The organism is Methylomonas sp. EFPC1 (genome assembly GCF_016925515.1).
Taxonomy (GTDB): Bacteria; Pseudomonadota; Gammaproteobacteria; order Methylococcales; family Methylomonadaceae; genus Methylomonas; species Methylomonas defluvii.
Genome location: NZ_CP070494.1, coordinates 1,205,104 through 1,228,978, shown reverse-complemented (window position 1 = coordinate 1,228,978; position 23,875 = coordinate 1,205,104). Strand labels below are relative to the sequence as shown.

General features: G+C 51.4%; 23 protein-coding genes and 3 tRNA genes. 15 read left to right on the top strand and 11 right to left on the bottom strand.

Annotated features, from left to right (window positions below):
* Positions 1 to 261 precede the first annotated feature (261 nt).
* From JWZ98_RS05825 to JWZ98_RS05810, 4 genes are all read left to right on the top strand, one after another.
* The gene (locus tag JWZ98_RS05825; RefSeq protein WP_205453605.1) at positions 262 to 555 is read left to right on the top strand and encodes a flagellar transcriptional regulator FlhD; all 294 of its coding nucleotides are present in this window, start codon (positions 262 to 264) and stop codon (positions 553 to 555) included.
* The gene (locus JWZ98_RS05820; protein ID WP_205453604.1) at positions 536 to 1,129 is read left to right on the top strand and encodes a FlhC family transcriptional regulator; all 594 of its coding nucleotides are present in this window, start codon (positions 536 to 538) and stop codon (positions 1,127 to 1,129) included. Before JWZ98_RS05825 ends, JWZ98_RS05820 begins: the two co-directional genes overlap by 20 nt.
* A 50-nt stretch (positions 1,130 to 1,179) precedes the next feature.
* On the top strand, positions 1,180 to 1,713 hold the full coding sequence (locus JWZ98_RS05815) for an STAS-like domain-containing protein (protein WP_240348234.1): 534 nt from the start codon (positions 1,180 to 1,182) through the stop codon (positions 1,711 to 1,713).
* Between the two features lie 65 nt (positions 1,714 to 1,778).
* Positions 1,779 to 2,003 carry a hypothetical protein gene (locus JWZ98_RS05810; RefSeq protein ID WP_205453603.1) on the top strand — a complete coding sequence of 75 codons (225 nt, stop codon included), beginning with the start codon at positions 1,779 to 1,781 and terminating at the stop codon, positions 2,001 to 2,003.
* Between the two features lie 162 nt (positions 2,004 to 2,165).
* Here JWZ98_RS05810 and JWZ98_RS05805 read toward each other — a convergent pair.
* The 4 genes from JWZ98_RS05805 to csrA form a co-directional block, all read right to left on the bottom strand.
* Positions 2,166 to 2,241, bottom strand: a tRNA-Asn gene (locus JWZ98_RS05805).
* 23 nt (positions 2,242 to 2,264) lie between these two features.
* Positions 2,265 to 2,341: transfer RNA gene (locus JWZ98_RS05800), tRNA-Arg, on the bottom strand.
* Positions 2,342 to 2,397: 56 nt separating this feature from the next.
* Positions 2,398 to 2,488: transfer RNA gene (locus tag JWZ98_RS05795), tRNA-Ser, on the bottom strand.
* A 10-nt stretch (positions 2,489 to 2,498) separates the two neighbouring features.
* Positions 2,499 to 2,690 (bottom strand): carbon storage regulator CsrA, encoded by a 192-nt coding sequence (gene csrA, locus JWZ98_RS05790; RefSeq protein WP_020482891.1) that lies wholly within the window; start codon positions 2,688 to 2,690, stop codon positions 2,499 to 2,501.
* A gap of 192 nt (positions 2,691 to 2,882) precedes the next feature.
* Here csrA and JWZ98_RS05785 point away from each other — a divergent pair, with 192 nt between their 5' ends.
* On the top strand, positions 2,883 to 4,058 hold the full coding sequence (locus JWZ98_RS05785; protein WP_205450356.1) for an integrase: 1,176 nt from the start codon (positions 2,883 to 2,885) through the stop codon (positions 4,056 to 4,058).
* 100 nt (positions 4,059 to 4,158) lie between these two features.
* On the opposite strand, the gene JWZ98_RS05780 is transcribed toward JWZ98_RS05785, so the two are convergent.
* Positions 4,159 to 4,350, bottom strand: a complete 192-nt coding sequence (locus tag JWZ98_RS05780) for a hypothetical protein (RefSeq protein ID WP_033157950.1) — start codon at positions 4,348 to 4,350, stop codon at positions 4,159 to 4,161.
* Between the two features lie 858 nt (positions 4,351 to 5,208).
* Between JWZ98_RS05780 and JWZ98_RS05775 the strand changes: the two genes are divergently transcribed.
* The 5 genes from JWZ98_RS05775 to JWZ98_RS05755 all read left to right on the top strand — a co-directional run bounded on the left by JWZ98_RS05775 (position 5,209) and on the right by JWZ98_RS05755 (position 10,479).
* A complete protein-coding gene (locus JWZ98_RS05775) occupies positions 5,209 to 5,550 on the top strand; it encodes a zinc ribbon domain-containing protein YjdM (protein ID WP_033157951.1) in 342 nt (113 codons plus the stop codon).
* A 605-nt stretch (positions 5,551 to 6,155) separates the two neighbouring features.
* On the top strand, positions 6,156 to 7,631 hold the full coding sequence (locus JWZ98_RS05770; RefSeq protein ID WP_205453602.1) for a NarK family nitrate/nitrite MFS transporter: 1,476 nt from the start codon (positions 6,156 to 6,158) through the stop codon (positions 7,629 to 7,631).
* Positions 7,632 to 7,709: 78 nt separating this feature from the next.
* Positions 7,710 to 8,009: a hypothetical protein gene (locus JWZ98_RS05765; protein WP_205453601.1), complete on the top strand. Its 300-nt coding sequence runs from the start codon at positions 7,710 to 7,712 to the stop codon at positions 8,007 to 8,009.
* A 28-nt stretch (positions 8,010 to 8,037) separates the two neighbouring features.
* Positions 8,038 to 9,765 carry a bifunctional protein-serine/threonine kinase/phosphatase gene (locus tag JWZ98_RS05760; RefSeq protein ID WP_205453600.1) on the top strand — a complete coding sequence of 576 codons (1,728 nt, stop codon included), beginning with the start codon at positions 8,038 to 8,040 and terminating at the stop codon, positions 9,763 to 9,765.
* Between the two features lie 246 nt (positions 9,766 to 10,011).
* Entirely contained in the window at positions 10,012 to 10,479 is a 468-nt protein-coding gene (locus JWZ98_RS05755) for a hypothetical protein (RefSeq protein ID WP_205453599.1), read from the top strand.
* Positions 10,480 to 10,948: 469 nt separating this feature from the next.
* On the opposite strand, the gene JWZ98_RS05750 is transcribed toward JWZ98_RS05755, so the two are convergent.
* Together JWZ98_RS05750 and JWZ98_RS05745 are read right to left on the bottom strand one after the other, a co-directional pair.
* Positions 10,949 to 12,826 carry a proton-conducting transporter membrane subunit gene (locus JWZ98_RS05750; protein WP_205453598.1) on the bottom strand — a complete coding sequence of 626 codons (1,878 nt, stop codon included), beginning with the start codon at positions 12,824 to 12,826 and terminating at the stop codon, positions 10,949 to 10,951.
* Positions 12,823 to 15,396 carry a DUF2309 domain-containing protein gene (locus JWZ98_RS05745; RefSeq protein ID WP_205453597.1) on the bottom strand — a complete coding sequence of 858 codons (2,574 nt, stop codon included), beginning with the start codon at positions 15,394 to 15,396 and terminating at the stop codon, positions 12,823 to 12,825. Before JWZ98_RS05745 ends, JWZ98_RS05750 begins: the two co-directional genes overlap by 4 nt.
* Before the next feature lie 326 nt (positions 15,397 to 15,722).
* Here JWZ98_RS05745 and JWZ98_RS05740 point away from each other — a divergent pair, with 326 nt between their 5' ends.
* The 5 genes from JWZ98_RS05740 to JWZ98_RS05720 all read left to right on the top strand — a co-directional run bounded on the left by JWZ98_RS05740 (position 15,723) and on the right by JWZ98_RS05720 (position 20,584).
* Positions 15,723 to 17,369, top strand: a complete 1,647-nt coding sequence (locus JWZ98_RS05740) for a SulP family inorganic anion transporter (protein ID WP_205453596.1) — start codon at positions 15,723 to 15,725, stop codon at positions 17,367 to 17,369.
* 150 nt (positions 17,370 to 17,519) lie between these two features.
* Complete coding sequence (locus JWZ98_RS05735; RefSeq protein ID WP_033157958.1) at positions 17,520 to 18,233, top strand: DUF2490 domain-containing protein; 714 nt, start codon at positions 17,520 to 17,522, stop codon at positions 18,231 to 18,233.
* A gap of 297 nt (positions 18,234 to 18,530) precedes the next feature.
* Positions 18,531 to 19,412 (top strand): HAD-IC family P-type ATPase, encoded by an 882-nt coding sequence (locus JWZ98_RS05730; RefSeq protein ID WP_205453595.1) that lies wholly within the window; start codon positions 18,531 to 18,533, stop codon positions 19,410 to 19,412.
* Positions 19,413 to 19,438: 26 nt separating this feature from the next.
* Positions 19,439 to 19,744: a hypothetical protein gene (locus JWZ98_RS05725; protein ID WP_033157960.1), complete on the top strand. Its 306-nt coding sequence runs from the start codon at positions 19,439 to 19,441 to the stop codon at positions 19,742 to 19,744.
* 138 nt (positions 19,745 to 19,882) lie between these two features.
* Positions 19,883 to 20,584 (top strand): hypothetical protein, encoded by a 702-nt coding sequence (locus tag JWZ98_RS05720; RefSeq protein WP_240348232.1) that lies wholly within the window; start codon positions 19,883 to 19,885, stop codon positions 20,582 to 20,584.
* A 438-nt stretch (positions 20,585 to 21,022) separates the two neighbouring features.
* Here JWZ98_RS05720 and JWZ98_RS05715 read toward each other — a convergent pair whose 3' ends face one another.
* The 4 genes from JWZ98_RS05715 to JWZ98_RS05700 are packed head-to-tail and all read right to left on the bottom strand — an operon-like array spanning position 21,023 to position 23,875.
* Positions 21,023 to 21,652, bottom strand: coding sequence for a protein-methionine-sulfoxide reductase heme-binding subunit MsrQ (locus tag JWZ98_RS05715; RefSeq protein WP_205453594.1), 630 nt, complete (start codon positions 21,650 to 21,652; stop codon positions 21,023 to 21,025).
* Between the two features lie 3 nt (positions 21,653 to 21,655).
* The gene (gene msrP, locus JWZ98_RS05710; RefSeq protein WP_205453593.1) at positions 21,656 to 22,588 is read right to left on the bottom strand and encodes a protein-methionine-sulfoxide reductase catalytic subunit MsrP; all 933 of its coding nucleotides are present in this window, start codon (positions 22,586 to 22,588) and stop codon (positions 21,656 to 21,658) included.
* Positions 22,589 to 22,634: 46 nt separating this feature from the next.
* Positions 22,635 to 23,357: an SDR family NAD(P)-dependent oxidoreductase gene (locus JWZ98_RS05705; RefSeq protein ID WP_205453592.1), complete on the bottom strand. Its 723-nt coding sequence runs from the start codon at positions 23,355 to 23,357 to the stop codon at positions 22,635 to 22,637.
* Entirely contained in the window at positions 23,354 to 23,875 is a 522-nt protein-coding gene (locus JWZ98_RS05700) for a DoxX family protein (protein ID WP_205453591.1), read from the bottom strand. The genes JWZ98_RS05705 and JWZ98_RS05700 overlap by 4 nt, the downstream gene beginning before the upstream one ends.

Sequence of the window (23,875 nt, the reverse complement as noted above, 5' to 3'; positions counted from 1 at the left end):
AACGCTGGAAGCCGGAGCGAGAGCAGAGGAGTATCCAAATCATTAAATGGATTCATGTACACGTTTCGCGTTTCCGCATTCATCTGGCGGTCAAGTTCCGAGAAAAGAACGTTACGACCATTAATCAATAACAGCTGCAATGAAGAGCCATCAAGGCTTCCAGAGGTTTGTGACCCAAAACAGGTCACCTTGCGAACGGGACTTTTCTGCTTTGACCTCCTAGCATACCGACAACAGCCATTAATCAACTAAGAGGCGTCTATGTCAACACTGGATGAAGATCTTGCCCGGTTAAATTTCGAATATCTCATGCTAGCTCGGGAATGCGCCCGTAGCAACCCGGCAGAAACAGCATGGCGATTTGGCTTGGATAAAAACCATATAGAAAAACTCGCAGACATGACACTGGAGCATCTTCGAAATCAAGCTGAAAGTAGCAGAGCGGTTATTCAGCTGTTGCCGGTCTTCGTTCCAAGTGGCGTTTCCATGGGCATCTACGTGGATTTACTTCAACCCTTCATTCCGGAGTGGACCGATGAAAACAGTGCCATTTAAAAAAGCCTCAAATTTTGCCAACCACTTGGTTTTAGCTGAGCAATTGATCCAGCTTGGCGCTCGCCCTCCCATCGTCAGTCAACTTTGTCGGTTGTCACGGCAACAAAGTATCGACTTGTATAAATCAGTAAAAGGATGCCCACCCAAACAAGGCATGCTACCTCATGATCACCAATGGGTCATTCAGTCCACCGGCCGCAATATTCACGCGTCGCTATTTTTAGGCATTCTCGATGATATTCGGCGGCGATTATCTATTCAGCATTCTTCAGCTCAGGTATTAGTTGATGCCTTTAGCATTTATAAAAACATCGCAACAAACATATTCATCGAGCCTAAAGGAATATCTCTTGGAGCAAAACAGTTCTCGTTAGACATAAACAGAGCATGGTCTTTAATCAGCATGCTCTTGGCCGGCGATTTGATATTCACTGTTTGCGCATGTTGCAGAGCACGCTTTCTCAGCATGATTCACCCTAATGCAACCTTTAGCCAGTGCCCAATCTGCACTGTTTGGACTGATCGTTCGGGACGACGACGCTGGGTTTCTGCAAAGTCAAAAAAACCGATTTGATTACATCACTCAGCCTGGAGACCATCCATACGCTACTAAGGAGAAGTCGCATGCATATTGCTGTCATTACAGCCACTGAATCCCAAATACCTCAGCCCGTTCATGGCAAAAATCTGGCTCGGCTCGCACGCGAGTGCTTTGCCAATCAGCAGATATTGACCATTGATTTTAAGGACGTCAAGACAATTACCCAGGGATTCTTTCAGGAATTATTTTTTCCTTTGATTACTGAGTTTGGCGCCGATTATTTGAAATCGAAACTTATAGTCATTAACTTGAGTGACACCAATAAAATCCAAATGCAATCTGCATTCAAAAGCTTGGACGACTATTTCGATAAACTTTCAGCGATCAGTCACCAAGGCTGCGACGAAGAGATTTACACGATGAATCAAACTTGGTTGATCAAGGCCAGAGAAATCGCGCGGGAAAATCCAGTATTGACAGAGTTAGTGCTGGGGATAAACATTCCTACCCATTCGGAAACCTTGATTTTTCAGCGGCATGGGTTGTGTCTGAGGACATCAAGGATAAAAAAGTGCAGATCTCAATATGTCCACATTGTCGTGCTTGGGTTCTGTTGAATGCAAGAGAAGACCTGGTTGAACGATGCGGCGTATGTAACAACTATTTGTAATCAGGTTATCCAGTGAATATTGAATCCGAGCAAAATTCGACGGCAAAAGAAAAGGAATTCCTGAAAATCAACGACATGGTTGAAAAATTGGGCGTGACTCGGACCCAATTTTGGCGAATGAGGAAGGCAGGTGAGGTTCCTCCACCGGTAATTCGAAATCCACAAATGTGGCTTGCAAGCCAAATTAAAGAATTTTATGAAAGGAGGGTAAAAAAAGACGATGCCGGAACACTTTGATGCTTTACAACTGCATTCAAACCTTATTTGTCGTTTGGTGCCGTATATTTTTCGATCAAACACGAAATTTTTTTCGGATTTGAGTGAAAAACAAAGTGACCATAAAAGTGACCACGCAATAAAAAAGGGCTTAGACATTTTTGTCTAAGCCCTTGATTTATTTGGCTCCCCCGGACGGGCTCGAACCGCCGACCTAGTGATTAACAGTCACCCGCTCTACCGACTGAGCTACAGGGGATTAATTTCGGTAATTTACTCAAATGGCGCGCCCGGAGAGATTCGAACTCCCGACCGCACGGTTCGTAGCCGTGTACTCTATCCAGCTGAGCTACGGGCGCTTATCTGAGCCGCTTATTATCTTATTTTTGTTATTCTTTGTCAAACTTAAATTTAGTGGCGGAGAGAGAGGGATTCGAACCCTCGATGCGCTTTTGGCACATACTCCCTTAGCAGGGGAGCGCCTTCGGCCTCTCGGCCATCTCTCCTATAACTTATTCAGCCTTCCGTACTCCCTGCTTCAGACTGCTCTTTCTTAATTCTCTCGTAGATTTCTTCCCTATGAACAGATATATCTTTTGGTGCGTTTACGCCAATTCTAACTTGATTTCCTTTTACCCCGAGAACTGTAACAGTCACATCGTCACCAATCATCAAGGTCTCTCCTACTCTACGAGTCAAGATAAGCATACTATCTCCCTACACTATTAATGCGCTTTGTTACTGCAACATACTCGAACCGACGATTATATCCGTTTCTGAGAAAAAATAAAGATATATTTGCTAGCCCGAATTGCCTCAAATTAAAAGTAACCCAAGGGGTCATTAAAAACGGGTCGTTGCCTCACATTGTGTGTAACCGAAATCAAGCGGGTTACCACCATGGGAAAACACGAACGACGAGCCTATTTACAGGCTATCCAAAAGCGCTATCGACAAAGCGATAGGGCCACGAAACAAACGATCCTAAACGAGTTTTGCGAAGTCTGCGGCTACGCCCGTAAGTACGCGATCCGTTTGCTGAATCGAAAAGCCAAGCCAACCGCTTCGCCTAGCAAACGGCCCGGCCCCAAGCGGAAATATCAAGCCGAGGTGTTGCTGGAGCCATTGAAGCGCATCTGGTTTGCTAGCGATCAACTGTGCGGCAAGCGCCTGAAAGCCGCGATACCGATCTGGCTGCCTCATTACGAAGATCAATACGGCCCCTTGGCGGATGGCGTGCGCGCCGACTTGCTCAAGGTGTCGGCGGCGACCTTGGATCGCTTGCTCAAACCCTTGCGCGTCCAGCACCCCAAAGGCTTGTCCGGCACCAAACCCGGGTCTCTGTTGAAAACCCAGATTCCCATCCGCACTCATCACTGGGACGAGACCCAGCCCGGTTTTGTCGAAGCCGATACTGTCGCTCACTGTGGCAATTCGCTGGCCGGCGATTTCGTCTGGAGCCTGACGATGACGGACATTGTCACCGGCTGGACCGAATGCCGGGCCACCTGGAATAAAGGCTCGCAAGGTATCCTGGAACAGATTCAGGCCATCGAGAACCTGTTGCCATTCCCTTTGAAAGGCTTCGATTGCGACAATGGTTCTGAATTTCTCAATCATCACCTGGTTCGCTATTTCACCGACCACCCGCAAAAGCCGGCGTTTACCCGCTCCAGGCCTTACAAGAAAAACGACAATGCCCACGTCGAGCAGAAAAACTGGACTCACGCCAGGCAATTATTCGGCTACGACCGGCTGGATAATGCCGCGCTGGTGCCGTTGATGAACGCGGTCTACAGCACGCTTTGGTGCCCTTTGCAGAATCATTTCTGTCCCAGTCTGAAACTGCGGAAAAAACACCGAGACGGCGCCAAAGTCGTGAAAAAATACCATGCCCCGCAAACCCCTTACCAACGGGTGATCAATCATCCTGACATTCCGGAAACCACCAAACAGACTCTCCAGGAACATCATGCCAAACTCAATCCATTTGCTCTTAAGGCCGCCATTGAGCAACAATTGAAACTCATTTTTTCACAAGTCCAGGTTACCTCTAATGTGAGGCAACGACTCTGATACTTCGGTTACCTTTTTCTATGAGGCAATACGTAGCCATAAAGAAAAGCATACGAACAGCTAGGACGTCAGAATAAACAAATCCGTGCGTTTTTCTGAACTATCCCTTAGACAACCACTCATGGCGCATTGCATCCAGACTCTGCATCAACTCATCTAATGCTTTAACCGATTCCTTGTGCAAAGGATGAGCATGATTGTGAACAGGGTGCTTGGTGTCGTTCATTAGTTCATCAATGAAACGCTCTGCCTCCATAATATCTTGTGGAAGCGAATCTGATTTTTCGGCCATCTGAAATAACAAACAGGTTTATGGTAATTGGCGCATAAAAAAGCCCACGATTAAGTGGGCTTCGTCCGGTGTTATTTTTATGTTTTTTGGACGCCTGATATCTGTGATAGCAGGTTAATAGCTTGCGCTTTTATTATTGTTGTACCGTTACACGGTCGCATTCCCTCCCCCAATAGATACGAAGCTTTTCGGCTCGTATTGACCTAAGTCAAGGTGGGCGCATTCTAGTGCACTTAAATCGCTTTGTCCAGAAAAAGTGCGACGATTTGTCGCAACCTTAAAACACCGACATGCAAGACTTTCGGCAATGGGCCAAACAGATGCGTTTTTACCGTTATCATTCTCCGCGCCGCCAGCTCCTGGCTGGTCGGCCAGTCGCGTTTCGATGAGTTATGGTTCCGCCAAAAAAGCAACATAGCTTGCATCCGGCTTCCCAACACTAAATCCGCGCGAGATACCAATAATTCCTAAAGCCGGGTTATGATTTGTCGTCGAATCCCGGTATTAAGCACAGTACATATTCGACTAAACAAAGCCAGCGGGTTCCAATACCGGACTGAACGTCCGGATACTCGTCGCTTTAGCTTAAATACCCAGGATTCGTCATTCCAGAAAATGGCAGCCGCTAGACCGAGCAGCGAACTCGTTACAGTCGCTTGCTTTATAAATCAACCTTTCAGCCGGGTGCCGGAAAGGTTGATAGCCAAACCTAAAATAGCTCGAAAATAGTGATCACTGCCTGTCGATGCTCTTATTCCCGGCTGGCATGATGGAGTTTATGGTTTAAAGGATGCGGCTAATCTGGATTTTTTACATTAAACCTGCTGTCTCGCAGCTAATCAAAACAACGGAACAACCATGAACGATTTACCTAACTGTCCAAAATGCGGCTCTGAATACACTTATAACGACGGCACCATGAATATTTGCCCGGACTGCGCCCACGAATGGTCAGCCGATGCCGCTGGTGACAGCGAAGAGGAGACGAAAGTAGTCAAGGACGCCAACGGCAACCTGCTGCAAGACGGCGATACCATCACGGTGATTAAAGACCTGAAAGTGAAAGGCTCTTCACTCGTTGTCAAAGTCGGCACCCGCGTTAAAAACATTCGCCTGGTGGACGGCGACCACGACATCGACTGCAAAATCGACGGCATCGGCGCGATGAAGTTGAAATCTGAATTTGTGAAAAAAGTCTGATCCCAGCTAATAATCGCAAAACGTGTGCAGCTCATTCACCCGGCCCTAAATACCGTTCGCCTCAACGCCGTTGAAGATATAGAGTTTACCAAAGGCCGCACCAACCTCGGCTTCGACGAGCTCGGCCCAAACGGAATATCCGTGGTAAAAAGGGCCGGATTACCAAGCTGATTGAACCCCTGCCACCCGCGACTCACAGACACCTGCCGAAGCGGCCTGAACCCGCTTCGGCATTTTGATATCCGCAGCCACCCCCCTCAACAATTAGGGGCTTCGAAACTGCTTCGCCGGCTCATTCCGCATTCCAGACAACAGCCGGATTGAATACTTTCACATAATGGGTGCTATCATATAGCCCGTGCAACGCTGCACCTTCTGCTCCCTTCAACAACGACGTTGAAAATAGGCTGATCAACTTCAGCCAAGCTGTTTATTCGTCTGTTGTGCCTTGCCTTCGCTCGTTTCAGGACACCCACACTTCATGAGTAAATAAGCCCTTTTCAAGGGGAGCAATAGCTTGTACACACAAGCTACTTGATACGAATTTCCGACGCTCGATCCGGCCAGCGGAATTCATTTTATCCTCCACTTTTCAAAGGTAAGTTATGTCCTCGAGCAAACTCAATCTTTTTAGCTTTACCGGCAAAATGCAGATTTTGCACATGAGCTGGCTGGCGTTTTTCATCAGCTTTGTGGTGTGGTTCAACCATGCACCGCTGATGTTGGCGATTGCCGAGAGCCTTAAGCTCAACCAAGCCGAAATTAAAACCATCTTGATATTAAACGTGGCGTTGACCATCCCTTCGCGGATTGCCATCGGTATTTTGGTGGATAAATTCGGCCCCAAACGCACCTACTCAAGCTTGTTGGCGATCAGCAGCATTCCCTGCTTCATGTTTGCCGCTGCCGACGACTTTCAGCAACTGGCGCTGGCGAGATTTTTAATGGGTTTCGTCGGCGCCGGCTTTGTCATCGGAATCCGGATGGTCGGCGAGTGGTTCCCAGCCAGACAACTGGGTGTTGCCGAAGGCATCTACGGCGGCTGGGGCAACTTCGGCTCAGCCGCTGCGGCCATCGCCTTACCGTCATTGGCCTTGGCATTCGGCGGCGAAAACGGCTGGCGCTATGCGATTGCCTGCACCGGCATCGTGGCTTTGCTCTATTCAGTGATTTATTTTTTCAGCGTCAGCGATACACCCAAAGGTTCGACGTATTTCAAACCCAAGAAAGCCGGCGCCATGGAAGTCACCAGCATCTGGGATCTGTTCTTCTACATCCTGATGACCATTCCCTTGTATGCAGCGTTAAGCTTGCTGACCTGGAAACTGTCGCCAACCGGCATGCAGCTGTTATCCGGTGACACTACCATCGGCCTTTACATCGGGATTTGGCTATTGTTTCTCTACAACTTGTACAAAATCGTGCACGTTAATCAGGAACATCTCACCCAACCCATTGAACCGATACACCAATACAAGTTTAAGCAGGTCGCCATTCTGGATCTAGCATACCTGGTGACCTTCGGCTCCGAACTCGCCGTCGTGTCGATGCTGCCGCTGTTTTTCCACGAAACCTTCAAGCACACCGGCATTACCCCGGTGCAAGCCGGCCTATTGGCATCCAGCTTCGCATTCATGAACCTGGTCGCCCGGCCTGGCGGTGGCTGGCTGAGCGATAAGTACGGTCGCAAATTGTCGTTGAGCGTTTGCGTAATCGGTTGCGCACTGGGCTATGCCGCTATGTCGCAAATCAATTCGGCATGGCCGATTGCCCTGGCGTTTGCCGTGACCTTCTTATGCTCATTTTTCGTCCAGGCCGGATGCGGTGCAGTGTACGCGATGGTGCCCTTGATCAAGCGCCGCATGACCGGGCAAATTGCTGGCATGGTAGGCGCTTACGGCAATGTGGGCGGCGTTACCTTTCTAACAGTCTTGTCGTTCGTCACACCGGAAGCCTTTTTTCTGACCATCGCCGGTACGGCTGTCGTGGTTGCACTGGCGGTGCAATTTATCGAGGAACCCGCCGGCCACATGGCAGAAGTCATGGAAGACGGCAGCGTGGCCATGATCGAAGTGGTTTAACCGGCAAAGCATTCCGGCGTCATCCGCCGAAGTATCGTTTCAGTAATTTTTAATATTGAGTTATTTAGAGGAATACCCATGATCGAAGCATTATTAGCCGTCCTAGCCTTGACTTTAATTGTTTGCTGGCGCGGCGTTTGCCAGGCATCCGGCGGCGAACGCCACGCGGATCAGCAGCTCGCCCAGGCCAAAATCAACCACTTCTTGCCTGAAGATGCCGTTCTGAGGCGACATGTCATTTCCCTGGTCCACCACGAAATCGAAGCCACCCTGCCTCCTCGCCCCAGCGACTCGGTGTTACTGCGCCATCACCAAGCTTTGCTGATGACTAAACTGGACCAGCGCTTGGCGGAATTGCGCCATTACCGCACCTGCTAAGCCGCGCAACATCCATTATCCGCAGACTATGGGCAAAACCTTATCAGTCAAGCTCGGTTCGCACAGCGACAAAGGTGTGAAACCCGAAAACGAAGATTGCTGGGGGGCAGTCGTCCCCGAGGAACCGCAACTCACCCTAAAAGGCATCGTGGCGGGCATTGCGGACGGCATGAGCGGCAGTGAAGCCGGCAAGGAAGCCAGCCATTGCTGCATTACCGCGTTTTTGGAAGATTATTACAGCACGCCGGATTCCTGGTCGGTGGCCAAGGCCGGACAAAAAATCCTCTCTGCCACCAACTCCTGGCTGCACAGCCAGGGACAAATCCGCTATGCCTCGGTTAAAGGCATGGTGAGCACGCTCAGTGTGCTGGTACTTAAATCCAACACCGCCCATATTCTGCACGTCGGTGATTCGCGGATTTATTTATGGCGGCAACATGGCTTGGAGCAACTCACGCGCGACCACAGACTTTGGGTGTCCAACGACAAAAGCTATCTGAATCGGGCGATGGGTATCGAGCCACATTTGGAGGTGGATTACAAATCGCTGACCGTCGAAAAAAACGACTTGTTCATAATGACTTCGGACGGGCTCCACGATTTTATTAGCGAGCACCACCTAAAAGCCCTGCTCGCGCAGGATTCCGATCTGCAAGCCCTTGCCGAAATCTTGGTAAAAGCCGCCTTGGCTAACGGCAGCGACGATAATGTAACCTGCCAACTGGTTCGCATCGACGACTTGCCGCAGCTACGCGAAGACGAAATATTGCGGCACCATGGGCACCTGCCCTTCCCGCCGCCGCTGTCACCCGGCATGCTGCTGGATGGCTACCGGGTCGAAGCGGAATTGCATGCCAGCAAACGCACGCAAATTTACCAAGCCTTCGATACGCTGCATAACCGCCGGGTGATTTTGAAAACACCATCGGTGCTGTATAACGACGACACCCATTATATCGAGCATTTTTTGCACGAAGAATGGGCCGGCAAACGCCTTAACCATCCCAACGTCTTGACGGTGCTCGAATCCGACCGTGCTAAAAGCTGTCTTTACTATGTAACCGAATTTATCGAGGGGCAAACCTTAAGAGAATGGATCACTCAGAACCCCAAGCCGGAGATCAAGCGGGTTCGCGCCCTGATCGAACAAATCGCCAAAGGGCTACGGGCTTTTCATCGCATGGAAATGCTACATCAGGATTTGAAGCCGGAAAACATCATGATCACCAACCAAGGCAGCGTTAAGATCATCGATTTCGGTTCGGTGAAAATCGCCGGCATCGCCGAGATCACCCCGCTTGACCGGCATCAGACCGAGAATATTCTCGGCACACTGAACTACACCGCGCCGGAGTATCACCTGGGGCAAACCGGCACGGTGAAGTCGGATTTGTTCTCCTTAGGCGTCATCTGTTACGAAATGCTCAACGGCAGTCTGCCGTTCGCCAACATGCCGGAAAAACCCAACCGCCACAATCTCGAGCGCCTGGTTTACATTCCCAGTATCCGCCGCAACGAAATGGTGCCGATCTGGATAGACGGCGCCCTGAAAAAGGCCACGACCGTTTCGCCACGATCCCGCTACGACGAATTGTCCGAATTCCTGCACGACCTTTCCACCCCCAACCCGCAATTCCTGAAAGCGGAAGACAAGATTCCGCTTATAGAACGCAATCCACTGTTGTTCTGGAAAAGCACAACAGCGCTGTTCTTTCTGATCAGCGTGGTTTTACTGTTCTTGTTGAGCCGGAAATAGCGGCCTGCATAAAAAGAATGAACGGCTGGCAATTGGCGTGCATGTCGTAGTCTGTTCCTGCTGGCATTCAAAATGTAGATACTGTTAGCTTGCGTAATCGCACATTTCAAAGCCATCGTCCTCCATGCGCATCGCCAATCGGAGCGGGCTTGACATAAAACCCCTACCTGATAAAGTCAGTGGCACATCAATAGGCAGGCAAAATTGCCTGATAATCAATAGTTAGCGTTCATCCATAAGACATTCATGGCATTCGTTTCAGAATCACTGGCATCGACTGTCAGCAGCTTCGTATCAGAGCACGAGCACGCTCGAGCCTTGATCACCGAGAAAGGAGAGCGAAATACGAGATGGGTCGATGCTCAGTCAAATTCGGTGTTGTATCTGCTATCGAAAGAGGACGTCGCACACGGTATCGCTTCCTTTGAATGGCTCTTTTTTGTCGACTCGGTTGCGCTGAGCTTACGGACATCAGGTCACGTTGGCCCTAGCTCAGCATCTTGGCAACTTCAGCGTGTTTCATCTACTCAGGCGATCCCAGAGTACCAAAGAACAAGGCTGCTTCATCTGATAAAGGACGCATCAAGGGCCTACATGAAGTGGTATGACAGACAGTTCTGGGAAGCTGAAGTTTGGCTTGATAGCAACCTGTCAATTGACAGCAAAAGCACCAAGTGGCTGGATATGAACGGAATGGGTGACGATAATCGCTAACCCGGCTCTCAAACTCGCTCCCTCTGGTCGCCCGCGCCGGTTAGCTCTAGGTTAGCGCGCAGTGGGTCTTTCCAAGTCAGTCAGTAGCCTCGATGAAATCGAGGGTTCGAAGGCCACCACCCTTAAAATTTGCCTATGTTAGTCTGATGATGGATGGCCGACACCCTCGATTCCGCTAACGCTGCATCAAGGCTACACAAAACCTACCCCGGACTTGCAATCTCAGAGGCTATCCATTCCACTGCGATCACTAAAGCCGAAGCCCGGTAGGGTACGCACCGCGTACCTTTTGGCTGCCAAAAAAGCCATTAAATGGTACGCAGTGCATACCCTACATCTGATATGCAATTAGCATTTGATCGAGCGTTATAGGCTCCGAACCGGACAGACAGAAAGGAAGGAAGCCCAACAGCCCAGTTCTGACCACTCTCGTCGGTCCACCTTCGTAAATGTTGAGAACCAACAAACCTCAAACCGCCCCTCTTAGCTCCACCGGCCGCCCCATGCAAAGCCTTAAATACACTCTGGCGATGGCGATACCGTTGATCACAAAGGACACGGTAATCGGCGCGGCAAACCAGGGATGTTGGCTGCTGGCATGCGACAAGAGTAAATCCTCGCCTAAAAATGCCGGCGTGATGGGAAAGCCCACCAGACCTAAGAAACTCAAAAATAGCATCAGCGACCAACCGGGACGGGTTTCGGCAAAGGCGCGAAATACAAAAGGTTCGTCGGCGAAATGGTAATGTCTCAGCAAAACGCTAAGCGTCACAATACCCAAAGCCCAGGAGGGAATGATGCCGCTGAAGAACAAGGCTACGTCGTACCAAGCGGCAGGCACCATCAGCCACACGGCCACACCCGCCAAGATGCTGCTCAAGGCCACACTGTGCCAAACCTGAAACGGGCTGCGTTTGTTACTGAATGCGCTTAAAGACACGACCGCCATCGCCAGGGAGATCGGCATGGACAAATAGATTCTGGCCACGCTGCTGACGCCGGAAGCGGCGATGCCAATGATCGCCAACAGCGCGAGGCCCGCCAAAATTTTGATCCACAGACTCACCCCGTTCAATTGCCGGCCCAGGTTTTTCAGCGGTTCCCACAAAATCTTCTTCACCAACAATTCCAACTGCCCTTCCTGCAAGGCAAAGACATACAAGGTATTTTGCAATACGTCAGGCAAGGAATCGCGAATCGACGCCGGCAAAAACATCAGTTGTTCATTGTTTTTAATATAAAAATCGCTATCGACATTGCCTTCCACCCGCAGTAAATGCGCCACAATGGATGGCGATACCAACAACTGATAGCAGCGCAAAAAGGCATTACCCATAAAGTGCAGCAACACCAGGTCTTCCAGACCCAATGCCAACTCGACAAACATAATCCCCACTTGCGCGATGGAGGCATAAGCCACCTGCCCTTTGATATTGGATTGGGTTTTCTCCGCCAAGGTGGCGACAAACACCGTCAGAACGCCGATGCTGAGCACAATCAAGCGCGGCAGGTAGTGATAACTCCAGATCGGCATGGTCCGCAATAACAAAAACACCCCGAGATGAATCGATAGCGCTCCGTAGAATATGGCGCTGGACGGCGTTGGCCCTTCCATGGCCCGCGGCAACCAGAAGCTAAACGGAAACTGCGCTGACTTACCGGAAGCAGCCAAAATAATCAGCCAGGATAAAATCGACAAGGAGGCATACCCTGCGGGAGGAATGTTGTTAGGATCGAACATGGTCAACAACTGGCTAAAATGCTGGCTTTCGTGAAACAGCAGATGGCTCATCCAGGTACCGACCAGCAAACCAACATCGCAAAAACGATAAATGGTGTAGGCGCGTAAGGCATTGCGCACGGGCTGCGGCCGATGGCGGTAAAAGGCAATCAGCAAGAATGAGGAGATGCCGACGATCTCCCAACCCGCAAACAGCATATCGATACTGCCGGACAGCACGATCAGATTCAAGCCAAACGCAAACCCAAAAATAGCCTGAAAGAAGCGCTTATATCCCGCTTCCCGGTGCAAATATACCCGGCAATATTTGACAATGGCCGAAAACACCGCCCACACCACAAATAAATACACGGCGCCGACTCGATCCAGAAAAAACAGCAAAGGGAATTGGTAATCGTCGTGTTGATACAACACCAGCCATTGATATTCAAAGTTGGCAAAGCCATGGGCGGCCCATGCAGCCAGTAAACCTAGCACAGCCACCCCTTTGATTCGGGTCATCCACAGACTAATCGCGGCAATTCGATGTTCGTTGTCCGGGCTGAAAAAAATCAGCAAAAATCCAAGCAATGGCAATAATACACACGCCAATAATAAAGCACTCACGCCTGTCTCCTTTCTAATGCGTGGACCGGAATAGTCCGGGTTTGTCCGACAATAATTTTTTCCGAATGGCTGGCAACCGGCAACGGTCTGCCAGCCGCGGGTTCGGCCACTTTCCAGCCATCGCTGCTGTGCAAATACAGGGCGCGGCTCACCGGATCGCAAGCCACCAGGCGTATCCACTCGTTGTCCAGCCATTCCCGCCAGCCGCCCAACATAGCAATGGCCTGATCGGCAATCGCGGTCGTTTGCTCCACGACCATTAACAAGCGCGCCGGCTCGTGGACCTCGACCATTTGCGACGGCAAGCCAGTGCGTAAATCCCCCTCGACACCATTCGCCACACCCAGCAAGCCGATCACGTTATGCGGCAGTTTGGTGCCGGCACCGTAGACGGAATTGTCGATGCGCGAAAACAGGTACTCCAGATTGATACCGCCGCACACGGGAATGACCGCTGACAACACTTTCACTAAGATTGAGCCGTCGCTATCGCTGTTGGGATCGTAGGATTGCAAAAACGCCCTTCTATCCAAGAATAGATGCCGGGTCAAATCGCGCCGCCCCACCACACAATACAGATTATTGGAATGATTCAATTCCGGACGCGGCTCGAAAATCGACGAGGCCCGCGCCACCACATGACTATGCGCTTCGGCGTTGCTATGAGATTTTGGCCCCAACTCAAACCAGCGACAGCGTTCGCGCGCGTTGCGCTGCAAGGCATGCTGCATGCTGTGTTGGAAACTGTGAAACTCGTGACGCGCGGCTTTATCCAGCTGTTGCTGATCGAAGTATGTGATCTCGTCACGGCTGGTGTTGTGCAAAGCAGGGACAAAATAAGTACGGGCAGGAATGTCTATCCCCCGCTCCCGCAAAATATCGCGAACCTGTGGATGATTAGCCATCCAGGCAAAGGCCCGCGCATTGGGCGCGCCGGGCTTACCGGAGCAAGCACCGCAATCGTAAGCGGCGAAATGCGGATTGTTGACGCTGCTGGAGCCGTGTGCGACCACGACAATTAAGGGCGCAAACCGTTTGGTCAACCCGATATTCCGCAACAAACCGCCCACCCTATCCGCCATTTCCGTTAACGAAAAACCCAGTAAGTAGCCGTCTGCGTTGGGCTCATCGCTCTCCCGCAATAAGTGTAAATGGCCATGGGCTTCTACTTCGCTCAAGCTTTGGATGCCCGGCAACTGGCCGCCTGGGCGCAACACGCTCCAACCCAACCTTAAGGCGTAGGCCAAGCCCAAGGTTTGCGTATACAACCAGCCGCGCAACATGGAATGCGCGCCAAAATGCAGGGTCGACAGCGATTCGCCCTTCTCCGGTTTATCGGACTGCGGCGTATCTGTCGATTCCAAAATCAGATGTTTGGGTTTGATCACCACCGGACACTGCGCCACCGGATACGCATCGTCCAAACCTTGGTAGAGAAAATCGATACCAAAAAAACCGGGTGCGCCGAAGGTTTCGATACCCGGATCCATTTCTTCCAGATAGCGGCGCAGCGAGCATTCTCTGTCATCAATGCAAAATAGTGCCTGCACTTTGGGCGCTTGCTCCGCTGACGGGTTAATGGGCGCTTGCTCGCGCAAGGCTATGAGCAATTCAGAATGCAGGGACCATTCCATTGCCTCGTGCCACACCCGCATTTTCAGCGGTACCTGCGGCTGGGTGGCATCGCGCTCCAGTAACGGAATAGCGTGTAAATTCGGTAGCTGGGCGATCTGTAAAAACCGATGTCCGTGCTTTTTATCGATAAACGCCAACTCGCACGCCAGCTCCACCGCTAACAATTCTTTCAGCGAAATAGCCCGTGGCGCCAGCAACACATTCGGCTGGGTTTCGATAATCCGCACCATCCCCGACCAACCAGGATGGGCCAGCAATACTTCCAACAGATATTGGCCGTATAAGGTTTCGTCACCGACGATTTTGCTTAAACAATTCAAAATCACCTGGTCCGGCCCGGTGTCCAGCATTTGCCGCACCACCGGCTGATGAAACGGATACAGAGGTAACAGGCTGTTTTGCACCAAACGTAACACGCAATCCCAGAAGCGCTCGTCCGGTTTCGGCATGGCCCAACGGCTGATGCCCTGATCCAGAAAGTTACTTAACAATCTGAACATCACCGGATGCACCATCCCATTCAAGTCGATTTCCAGGTGATTGAGCCAAGCAGTGCGGATACCGTGGTTAGCCAACGACTGCGGCGGATAGTGGCTATGATCATCCGGCTCAAACAAAGATGCCCGCAACGACTGCTCTTGATAGACACTGCAATTGGCCTGAGCAATCGCCCATTCCAGCGCTTGATCGCTGATCCGGCCTTCGTCATAGCGTTTCAAGTAATCGGCCAAAGGCAAATAGCTTTTCGCGCCATATATCTGCGCCGCCACCGCCACCCCTTCGTGAAACGGATAATCCTGCACGGCATGCAAGGTGTTGTGGTGAATAAAATCCTTGATCGGCCCCTGGCTGGGCAGCCAATGGGCGATGTGGTCGATAGCCGCATTGAGATCGAACGCAGCTTTGTGAATATTGTGATGGGCGGAAGCAGACATCTGTAACTTAAACCTCGCTAGTCAAACAGAAGTTGAGGCCAACAGCCTCTTATGCTTCACACAGCATAGTGCGTGCCAAATCCCTAAACCCTGGCATATCAACGTTTCCAGCTTATTATTTAAACCCCAAGCTAAGCCCCATCGGTGCAAATAAACCACCCAATTGGTTGAAGCTGACGAATCAACCAGGCCAATCCATCAAATCGACAACCATTTTCCGGGCAAGCACGTCCACAACCCTTGATATATCTGCACTGACGCAGTTCATGCAAAACTGGCATGTTTCTCGCTGCACTTTGGTTTTCCTAGGCTACTTGAGAAAGACCATGACCACATCCTCTTCGGCCACCTTGCCTAAATCCGGGCTCCCCGGTTTAATCGAAAACTGGCGTAGCGATCTGCTATCCGGGTTTTTAGTATTTTTGATTGCCCTGCCTTTGTGCCTGGGTATCGCCATGGCGTCGGGCTTTCCGCCCATGTCCGGCATCATCACCGCGATTATCGGCGGCGTGGTGGTTTCCCGAATCAATGGCTCGTATGTCACGATCAACGGTCCGGCGGCCGGTTTGATCGTGGTGATCGTTGATGCCGTACAATCCTTGGGACAAGGCGATGCGATGGCCGGTTATCGTTACACTCTCGCCGCCATCGTTATCGCCAGCGTGTTGCAAGTGCTGCTGGGCGTGTTCAAGGCCGGTAAGCTCAGTGCCTTTTTCCCCTCATCCGTGGTACACGGCATGCTGGCCGCCATCGGCATCATCATCATGGCTAAGCAGATTCATACCTTGCTGGGGGTTAAACCGGAAGCGAAAAGCCTGTTGGGGACCATCGCCGAAATCCCGCACTCGCTGATGGACATGAATCCGGAAGTGTCGCTGATCGGCTTGCTTGGCTTGTTGCTGTTGATACTTTGGTCAGTGATCAAACATCCCACTTTAAAAATGATCCCCGCCCCGCTGCTGGTGGTATTACTCGGCTTGGCCTTGGGTCAGTATTTTGATTTGGACCATATCCACCAATACCTGTTTTTGCCGGATGCCGCGATTCTGCCGCACCATGAATTCAGCGTCGGCCCGTCATTTTTGGTAGCGGTACCGGAACATTTTCTGGCCGGATTTTATCTGCCCGACTTTTCCAAAATCACCACCGGCGAATTTTGGCTTGCGGTGTTAACCATCTGGCTGGTGGGCAGTTTGGAAAGCCTGTTAAGCGCCTCGGCCGTGGACAAACTGGACCCGTATAAGCGCAGTTCCAACCTGAATCGCGATTTAACCGCAGTCGGTATCGGCAATGTGATTGCCGGCATGTGCGGCGGTTTGCCGATGATTGCCGAGATCGTCCGTAGCTCCGCCAACATCAATAACGGCGCAAAAACCGGCTGGGCCAACTTCTTTCATGGCTTATTTCTGCTGATCTTCGTGGCGCTGTTTCCCAAACTGATTCACGAAATCCCGTTGTCGGCTCTGGCCGCACTGTTAGTGTTCACCGGTTTTCGCTTGGCCTCACCCAAAGAATTTGCGAAAACCCTGGCCGTCGGTGTGGATAATTTTGCCGTCTTCGTCATCACGATTCTCGGTGTGTTGGCGACCGACTTGCTGGTTGGCGTGGCGATCGGCATCGCCGTGGAACTGGCAATACATGTCAGCCGTGGCCTCAAGCTGCGCAACGCCTTTTCGATGGCTTTTCATGTGCGTCAAACCGATGCCGATACCCATCACATTGCGGTATCCGGCGCGGCGGTGTTTTCCAACTTCATCACCTTGAAAAGCTTGCTGGCCGATTTTCCGCAACGCAAAACCGTATTTTTTGATTTGACCGAAGCCAATTTAATCGACCATACGGTCATGGAATTCATCCACCATTTTGCCGAAGATTACAACCAAGCCGGCGGCCGTTGCCAAATTGTCGGCTTGGACGATCACGAAAGCTATTCCGACCACCATCTCGCGGCGCGGCGCAAAATTGCACTCTGACCCGGCTCAGGCGCACGCGACGGCAACAGCAGTCGCGTGACGCCCCAGCCGTCCTCGGCACCACACCTTAACAACCCCGCCAAAAGCCCGTTCCTCTCCCGATAACACCGGGAGATACAGACGCTTTTGCTTAAATTTTGGAGAATCGTCATGCACACACTATCGCGAACATTATGGTATTCCTGCTGCGTATGCTCGCTACTGGCTATTTCGACCGTTGTAAACGCTGCCGAATTGCTTGAAGACTCCGGCGCTTGGTTACAAGCCGTGGCCGAAGGCAGCATGGGCTTTATCGATCCCAGCCTGAAAAACGGCCGGGTCTGGCTGGAAGGCCAATCGCGCTTCGATGGCGATTGGGGTCATTGGTATCAAGGCATGGTGCGTACAGCGGCCGGTTATGCCCTAAGCGACCGAGCCACACTCTGGGCCGGTTACACTTGGCTACCGACTCAAAACATCGGTAAATCTTATGTCTCGCAACAGGATATTTGGCCGGCGTTTCGTTATGTATTGCCCACGGAGATCGGCACTTTTACCTTCCGCACGATGTGGGAAACCAACTTTTTAAACGGCAGCCAATTACGCGAACGTCCCCGGCAAATGATCAAATTCATGCATCCCCTCGAGTTCGAGCCGCGCTTGAGCCTGATTGCTTGGGATGAAGCCTTTTACCGGGTCAATTCCACCACCTTCGGCGGCAAATCAGGGTTTGATCAAAACCGCGCGTTTGCCGGTTTTGGCTGGAGCTTCAACAAAAACGTCAGAACCGAATTGGGTTACATGAACCAATATGTCGATAACGCCAATCACAGTGCGGCGACGATGCGGCATTTGGGCATGGCGTCGGTGTTTGTTAATTTTTAAGCAGCGGACGTTAAACACAAGGTCCGCTCAACCGATTATCGAGGTCGCAGATGCCCAGCAAAATCGTCCCCAAACAAGTAAAAGCATTTTGGCATCACCAGATTTCGGAACTATTCCAGCAGTTGCAAACAGACGAACGCGGCCTAACCCAGCCGAAAGCCGCAGCGCGGCTAAAACACTACGGCGATAACCGTTTACAAAATCACAAGCCGCCCAGCACCTTCAGCTTGTTTTTCGGGCAATTCAAAAGTTCGATTATTCTGATCCTGCTGTTTGCCACCGGCCGATCTGGCCGGGATGAGCGAAACAGCCCTGATTCATCGGGTTGCGCAAGTCAACTTGTTCGCCGAAATCGAACCCAATCAGAAAGAACGCATCATCGTAGCGCTAAAGAAAGCCGGCTTCGTGGTCGGTTACATGGGCGACGGCATTAACGATGTCTCGGCGCTGCACGCCGCGGATGTGGGGATTTCGGTGGACAGCGCCGCCGACGTCGCCAAGCAAACCGCGCAAATCGTGTTGCTGGAAAAAAATCTGCGGGTCTTGCTGGCAGGGATACGCGAGGGCCGCACGACTTTTGCCAACACCCTTAAGTATGTGTTCATGGCTACCAGCGTCAACTTCGGCAATATGTTCAGTATGGCCGGCGCGTCGCTGTTCTTACCTTTCCTGCCGCTATTGCCCAAGCAAATTTTGCTGACCAATCTACTGACCGATTTTCCGGAAATGACCATCGCTTCCGACAACGTCGATCTGCAAATGCTCGGCAAGCCGCACCGCTGGGATATAGCCTTTATCCGTAAATTCATGATTATTTTCGGCATTATCAGCTCTGTGTTCGATTACCTGACCTTCGGCGTGTTGTTGTGGCTGCAAGTGCCGGTCGAGCAATTCCGCACCGGCTGGTTTTGCGAATCGGTGATTTCCGCTGCGCTGATCGTGTTCGTGGTGCGCAGCCAAAACAGCTTATTCAGCAATCGCCCGGGCAAGTATTTGATGATCACCACCGCCACCATCGTCGCACTGACATCGGCATTGCCTTATATGCCTTTGGCGCCGTTCATAGGCTTTCAACCGCTGCCGGCGGCGATTATCGGTTGGCTGAGTTTGATCGTATTGCTTTACATCCTGACTGCGGAACTGGCGAAACGGATTTTCTATCGCCACGTAAACCTATAGCCACCATAGTGCTTAAAAAACATTCAATGAAACACGCTCTCAATAACGACCTTTCCCACCACATTTTGCCCAATTCGGCCACGATGGTAGGTGTTTGCATTATGGTCATCAGCATCGTCAAAAGTCAGCCTTCAGGCATGGTCGGTTACGTGATCGACAAGGCGTTGGCAATAGACAGTTTGCTATTCACCATCAGTGCGTTGCTATCGTTCTTATCGATTCGGCTGGAGCGCTCAACCATAGGTTTGGAACGCTGGGCGGAAGTGCTTTTTATCATTGGGCTGGTGTCGATGACAGTCATTGCCCTCATTTTTTCTTTCGAAATTGTATGATTGATTTTCGCTTTCCCTGCGAATGCGGCAGACTCGCTTCGAAGCGAAATTTAACTTAACCCTAATGTGGAATTAACATTCAATTCATCGCCAAATAGTAATTTAGACCGCTCTAATTAATCTAAAGGCATTTGGAATATGAAAACGATAAAAAGCTTGTCAATACAGCTATTGGCAATTCTCTCGGTCTTATCTGCAATCCCTAGGGTTGAGGCTGCAACGACTATTCAAATCGGCCCAAGCGGAAAAACCTTTGCCTCGTCTATGGTTCAGTGTGCGGTAAATCCAGCCACCGGCCTGCAAGCGGCAACCGTTCAAACCGGCCTCTTCAACCCAAGGTCAAAAGATAAGGCAACGATTACTCTCAATGGCGGAATTGTGACCAAAGTTACCGCGTCGCAACCCGATGTCGCGGTCTGGCTTGTTGATGGTAATAACTCTGTTGTGGTCGCCATGTCTAGTAGAACGGCTGATACCTACACCTTCACCGTACAACCGGGCTTCTGCGATCTACCCGATACGTCAGCTAACACTTTCAGCGCTGACGGCGTTCTCGAATACGCTGCCAGTAGAAAATCTTATACCACCGTCACCCCAGGCTGTGCCTTAAACCCGGCTAGCGGTAATTCCCAGTACTTCGTCAACCTGTTCGATAATGGCAGCTACCTATTAAACGTATCTGTCAATGGCACGCCGTTAACCCAATTGAACGGAACCACCCGAAAATCAGTACCCGTGTTTTTGGGGGCGGGTTTGAACGTAATCTCGGCAGCCAATGGCACGGTTTCCACCGACTACTACATTAGAGACGGCGGCAACGGCACTTGCACCTTACCGTAAATCAGAATAAGCGCCATGCCCTGTAAATGTCCCGGCAGTAACAGCATGGCGTCACTATTAACCCGGTCCTATTTATCACCGATATTCCGTTCGGGCTGAGCTGGTCGAAGCCTGATTTGGCGCACCCTTCGATAAACTCAGGATAAAAGGTATTTAAGGGCCGGGTTAATAACATTGGACGGTGGCGCTTGCTATAGCGACGAGCGTTGCTTGATTCGTCGATATACCTAACAGCAAGTCATTTAAGGGTTTCCGTGCCAAGCTGGGTTTCATTATCATTCAATCCAGCTTATGTCCACAAACGCAGATTCAGCTTGTTATTCATTAAAGGTCATTTGGACGTTTAACCAACCGCCTTCTTCTGCGGGTCAATCCCAACGCTTCAAACCTGCAAATAGTGTCACTCATTACTGGTGTAACACATGCCTTCAAGACCCGCTAAACAGCCTTTTGATGTGCAGTCCGGTTACCGGCCAAGCGGTAAGCCACGCGCATACCCAGCAGCAAAGCCAGTACAAGCGCAAATATCATGGGTCTGCTTAGATCTTTTTTCACCAACCAGCCGAAATGCACCACGCCGGCAATCGCGCAGGGATAAGTTAAGCGATGTAATGCCCGCCAGCGTTTGCCGCCCAGGCGGCGGATAATGGCGTCATTTGAAGTAAATGCCAGCGGAATCAGCGCCACAAATGCGCTAAAGCCGATAGTAATGTAAGGGCGTTTCAGGATGTCTTTTGCGATTGCCTGCCAATCGAAATATTGATCCAAAACCAAGTAGATAGCAAAGTGCAATGCGGCATAAAAGAACGCAAACAAACCCAGCATGCGCCGCAAGCGCATCAGCCATAAGCAGCCGGATAGACGCCGCAGCGGCGTGACCGCCAAAGTGATCAGCAAAAAACTCAAAGCCCAAAACCCGGTAACGTGGGTCATTTTTTCAATGGGATTGGCGCCCAATTCATCCGCATAAGCGGCGACGGCCAATTTGGCGAACGGCAGCAAAGCCGTCAGAAATACGGCCGCTTTCACCCGGAGCAGTACACGGTTGTCGAGATTTTTGATCGTCATGGCTTAAAAATTCCGCTGCAAGTCCATGCCGGCGTACAGTACCGCCACTTCGTCGGCATAACCGTTGAACATCAGGGTTTTGCGTTTCAGAAACTCGCCGATGCGCCGCTCCTTGGCCTGGCTCCAGCGCGGATGATCGACCTCGGGATTAACGTTGGCGTAAAAGCCGTATTCACCCGGCCCGGCTTTCATCCAACTGGTCAGAGGTTGCTGTTCGACCAGCCGGATTTTGACGATGGATTTGGCACTTTTAAATCCATATTTCCAGGGCATGACGATGCGGACCGGCGCGCCGTTTTGCTTGGGCAACACTTCCCCGTACAAACCAAAGGTCAACAGCGTCAAAGGATGCATGGCTTCGTCCATCCGCAAGCCCTCGCGGTAGGGCCAATCCAGCACCGCGGACTTTTGTCCCGGCATTTGGGCCGGATCGTGCAGGCTGACAAACTCGACGAACTTGGCATTGCCGGTCGGTTCCACCCGCTTGAGCAATTCCGCCAGCGAATAGCCGAGCCAAGGCACTACCATCGACCAGGCTTCTACACAGCGCAGACGATAAACCCGCTCTTCCAACGCCGCCATTTTCAGTAACTCGTCAATATCAAACACCTTGGGTTTTTTCACCTCGCCTTCTACCGTGATGGTCCAGGGCCGGGTTTGCAAGCTGCCGGCATTGATGGCCGGCTGATCTTTGCTGGTGCCGAACTCATAAAAGTTGTTGTATTCGGTAACATCCCGCCGTGGCGTGAGCTCATCCGTCACGCTGTATTTAGATTTTCCAAGCTCGCCTAAATTATCCATAGCCCATAGTGTCTGCGGCCACACGGCCGCCAGCGCGGCACCGCCTGCCGTTTGCATAAATTTTCGCCGTGCCTGGAACAGGGCTTGCGGCGTGATTTCCGAGGAAGGGATAGCGGGTGGTTTATAGGGTTTCATTTCGATGAGCCTCTGCTCTATTAATTACGGTAATTCGCCAGCGGACTTAAGCTGCGGGCACGGCCAAGCCGACGGCGGTTTTTGCTATTTGCTCCGGATCGGCTGATAACAGCGCTACCGAGTCCGGCGCCGGCAGACCGTTCCAAATTTCAATAAAGCGTTTCGCGGTCGGCAAACCGCCTGATTTGTCCGCATTTTCTTGGCCATGCGCAGAAACCCAAGCCTTGTATAATCCGGCCATATCGGCCTTACAGACTGCATAGTAGGGTTGCGCGTTATCGCCTGGGCCGCCCAGGAAAGTGGATACGCAGATGATGTTGGTCGGTGCCAATGCTGTAGCGGCTTGCGCGCCGCGTCCGGCAAACTCTCGCAGCGCCTGTCTGACGCATAAAAACTGCCCGACCAGGTTTTGCCGCAAAATTTCCCGCCATTGCTCCCGATCCATATTGCCAGCCGGCACAGCAAGCGCCAGATCGGCATTCGTCACTAATGTATTCAAGCCACCCCAATAGGCGGCAAGTACATCGAACATACTGCTAACCTGGCTCTCCCGGCTAACATCCGCCTGAAATATCATGGCTTGTCCCTGCTTAGCCCGAATCCGCTGGGCAATGCGGTCCGCTGCCGGGTTTTCGTGCAGATAATTGATCAACACCTTGGCACCGGCAGCGGCAAACGCCTCCGCTACCACGGCGCCAATGCCGCAATCACCGCTAACCACCAACGCGGTTTGCCCCGATAGCGGCGCTCCGCCGTTCGGGACGTTCATGCATTCTCCCGTTTTAATGCCGACCTGACTGCGCCAACATTCACTGGGAACAAGTAGCGGCAGATTAATTCATCAAGCGACAGTTTGCCCGGCCCTTGCAAGCAACAAACCAACAACATGACGCCCCATTGTTTATGTTGCTCAATGCCGGCGCTACCCAAATCCGGGTAGGAAATCACCGCGACGATATTGAATAAAAACAGCACTATTGCCGCGGCGCGCCCGCAAAAACCCACGGCCAATAATGCCGGACCGATAAGCTCGACTGCGGCGGCCATTACCGCCGCCAGCCCGGCGGGCAATAGCGGCACCGCGTATTCGTTTTCGAAGAGATATAAGGTGCTGTCCCAGCTTTGGAGTTTCAGCAGTCCAGAAACCCAGAACGCATAAGCAACCCAGCAGCGCAGCAGCAAACTACTCAACGGGGTCAAACTGTCCAGTAACAGGCCGCAGCGACGGCCCCAGCTTTGCGGCCGATAAAACGGCGCTAATAATTTGGCAATGATGTGTGTATGCAT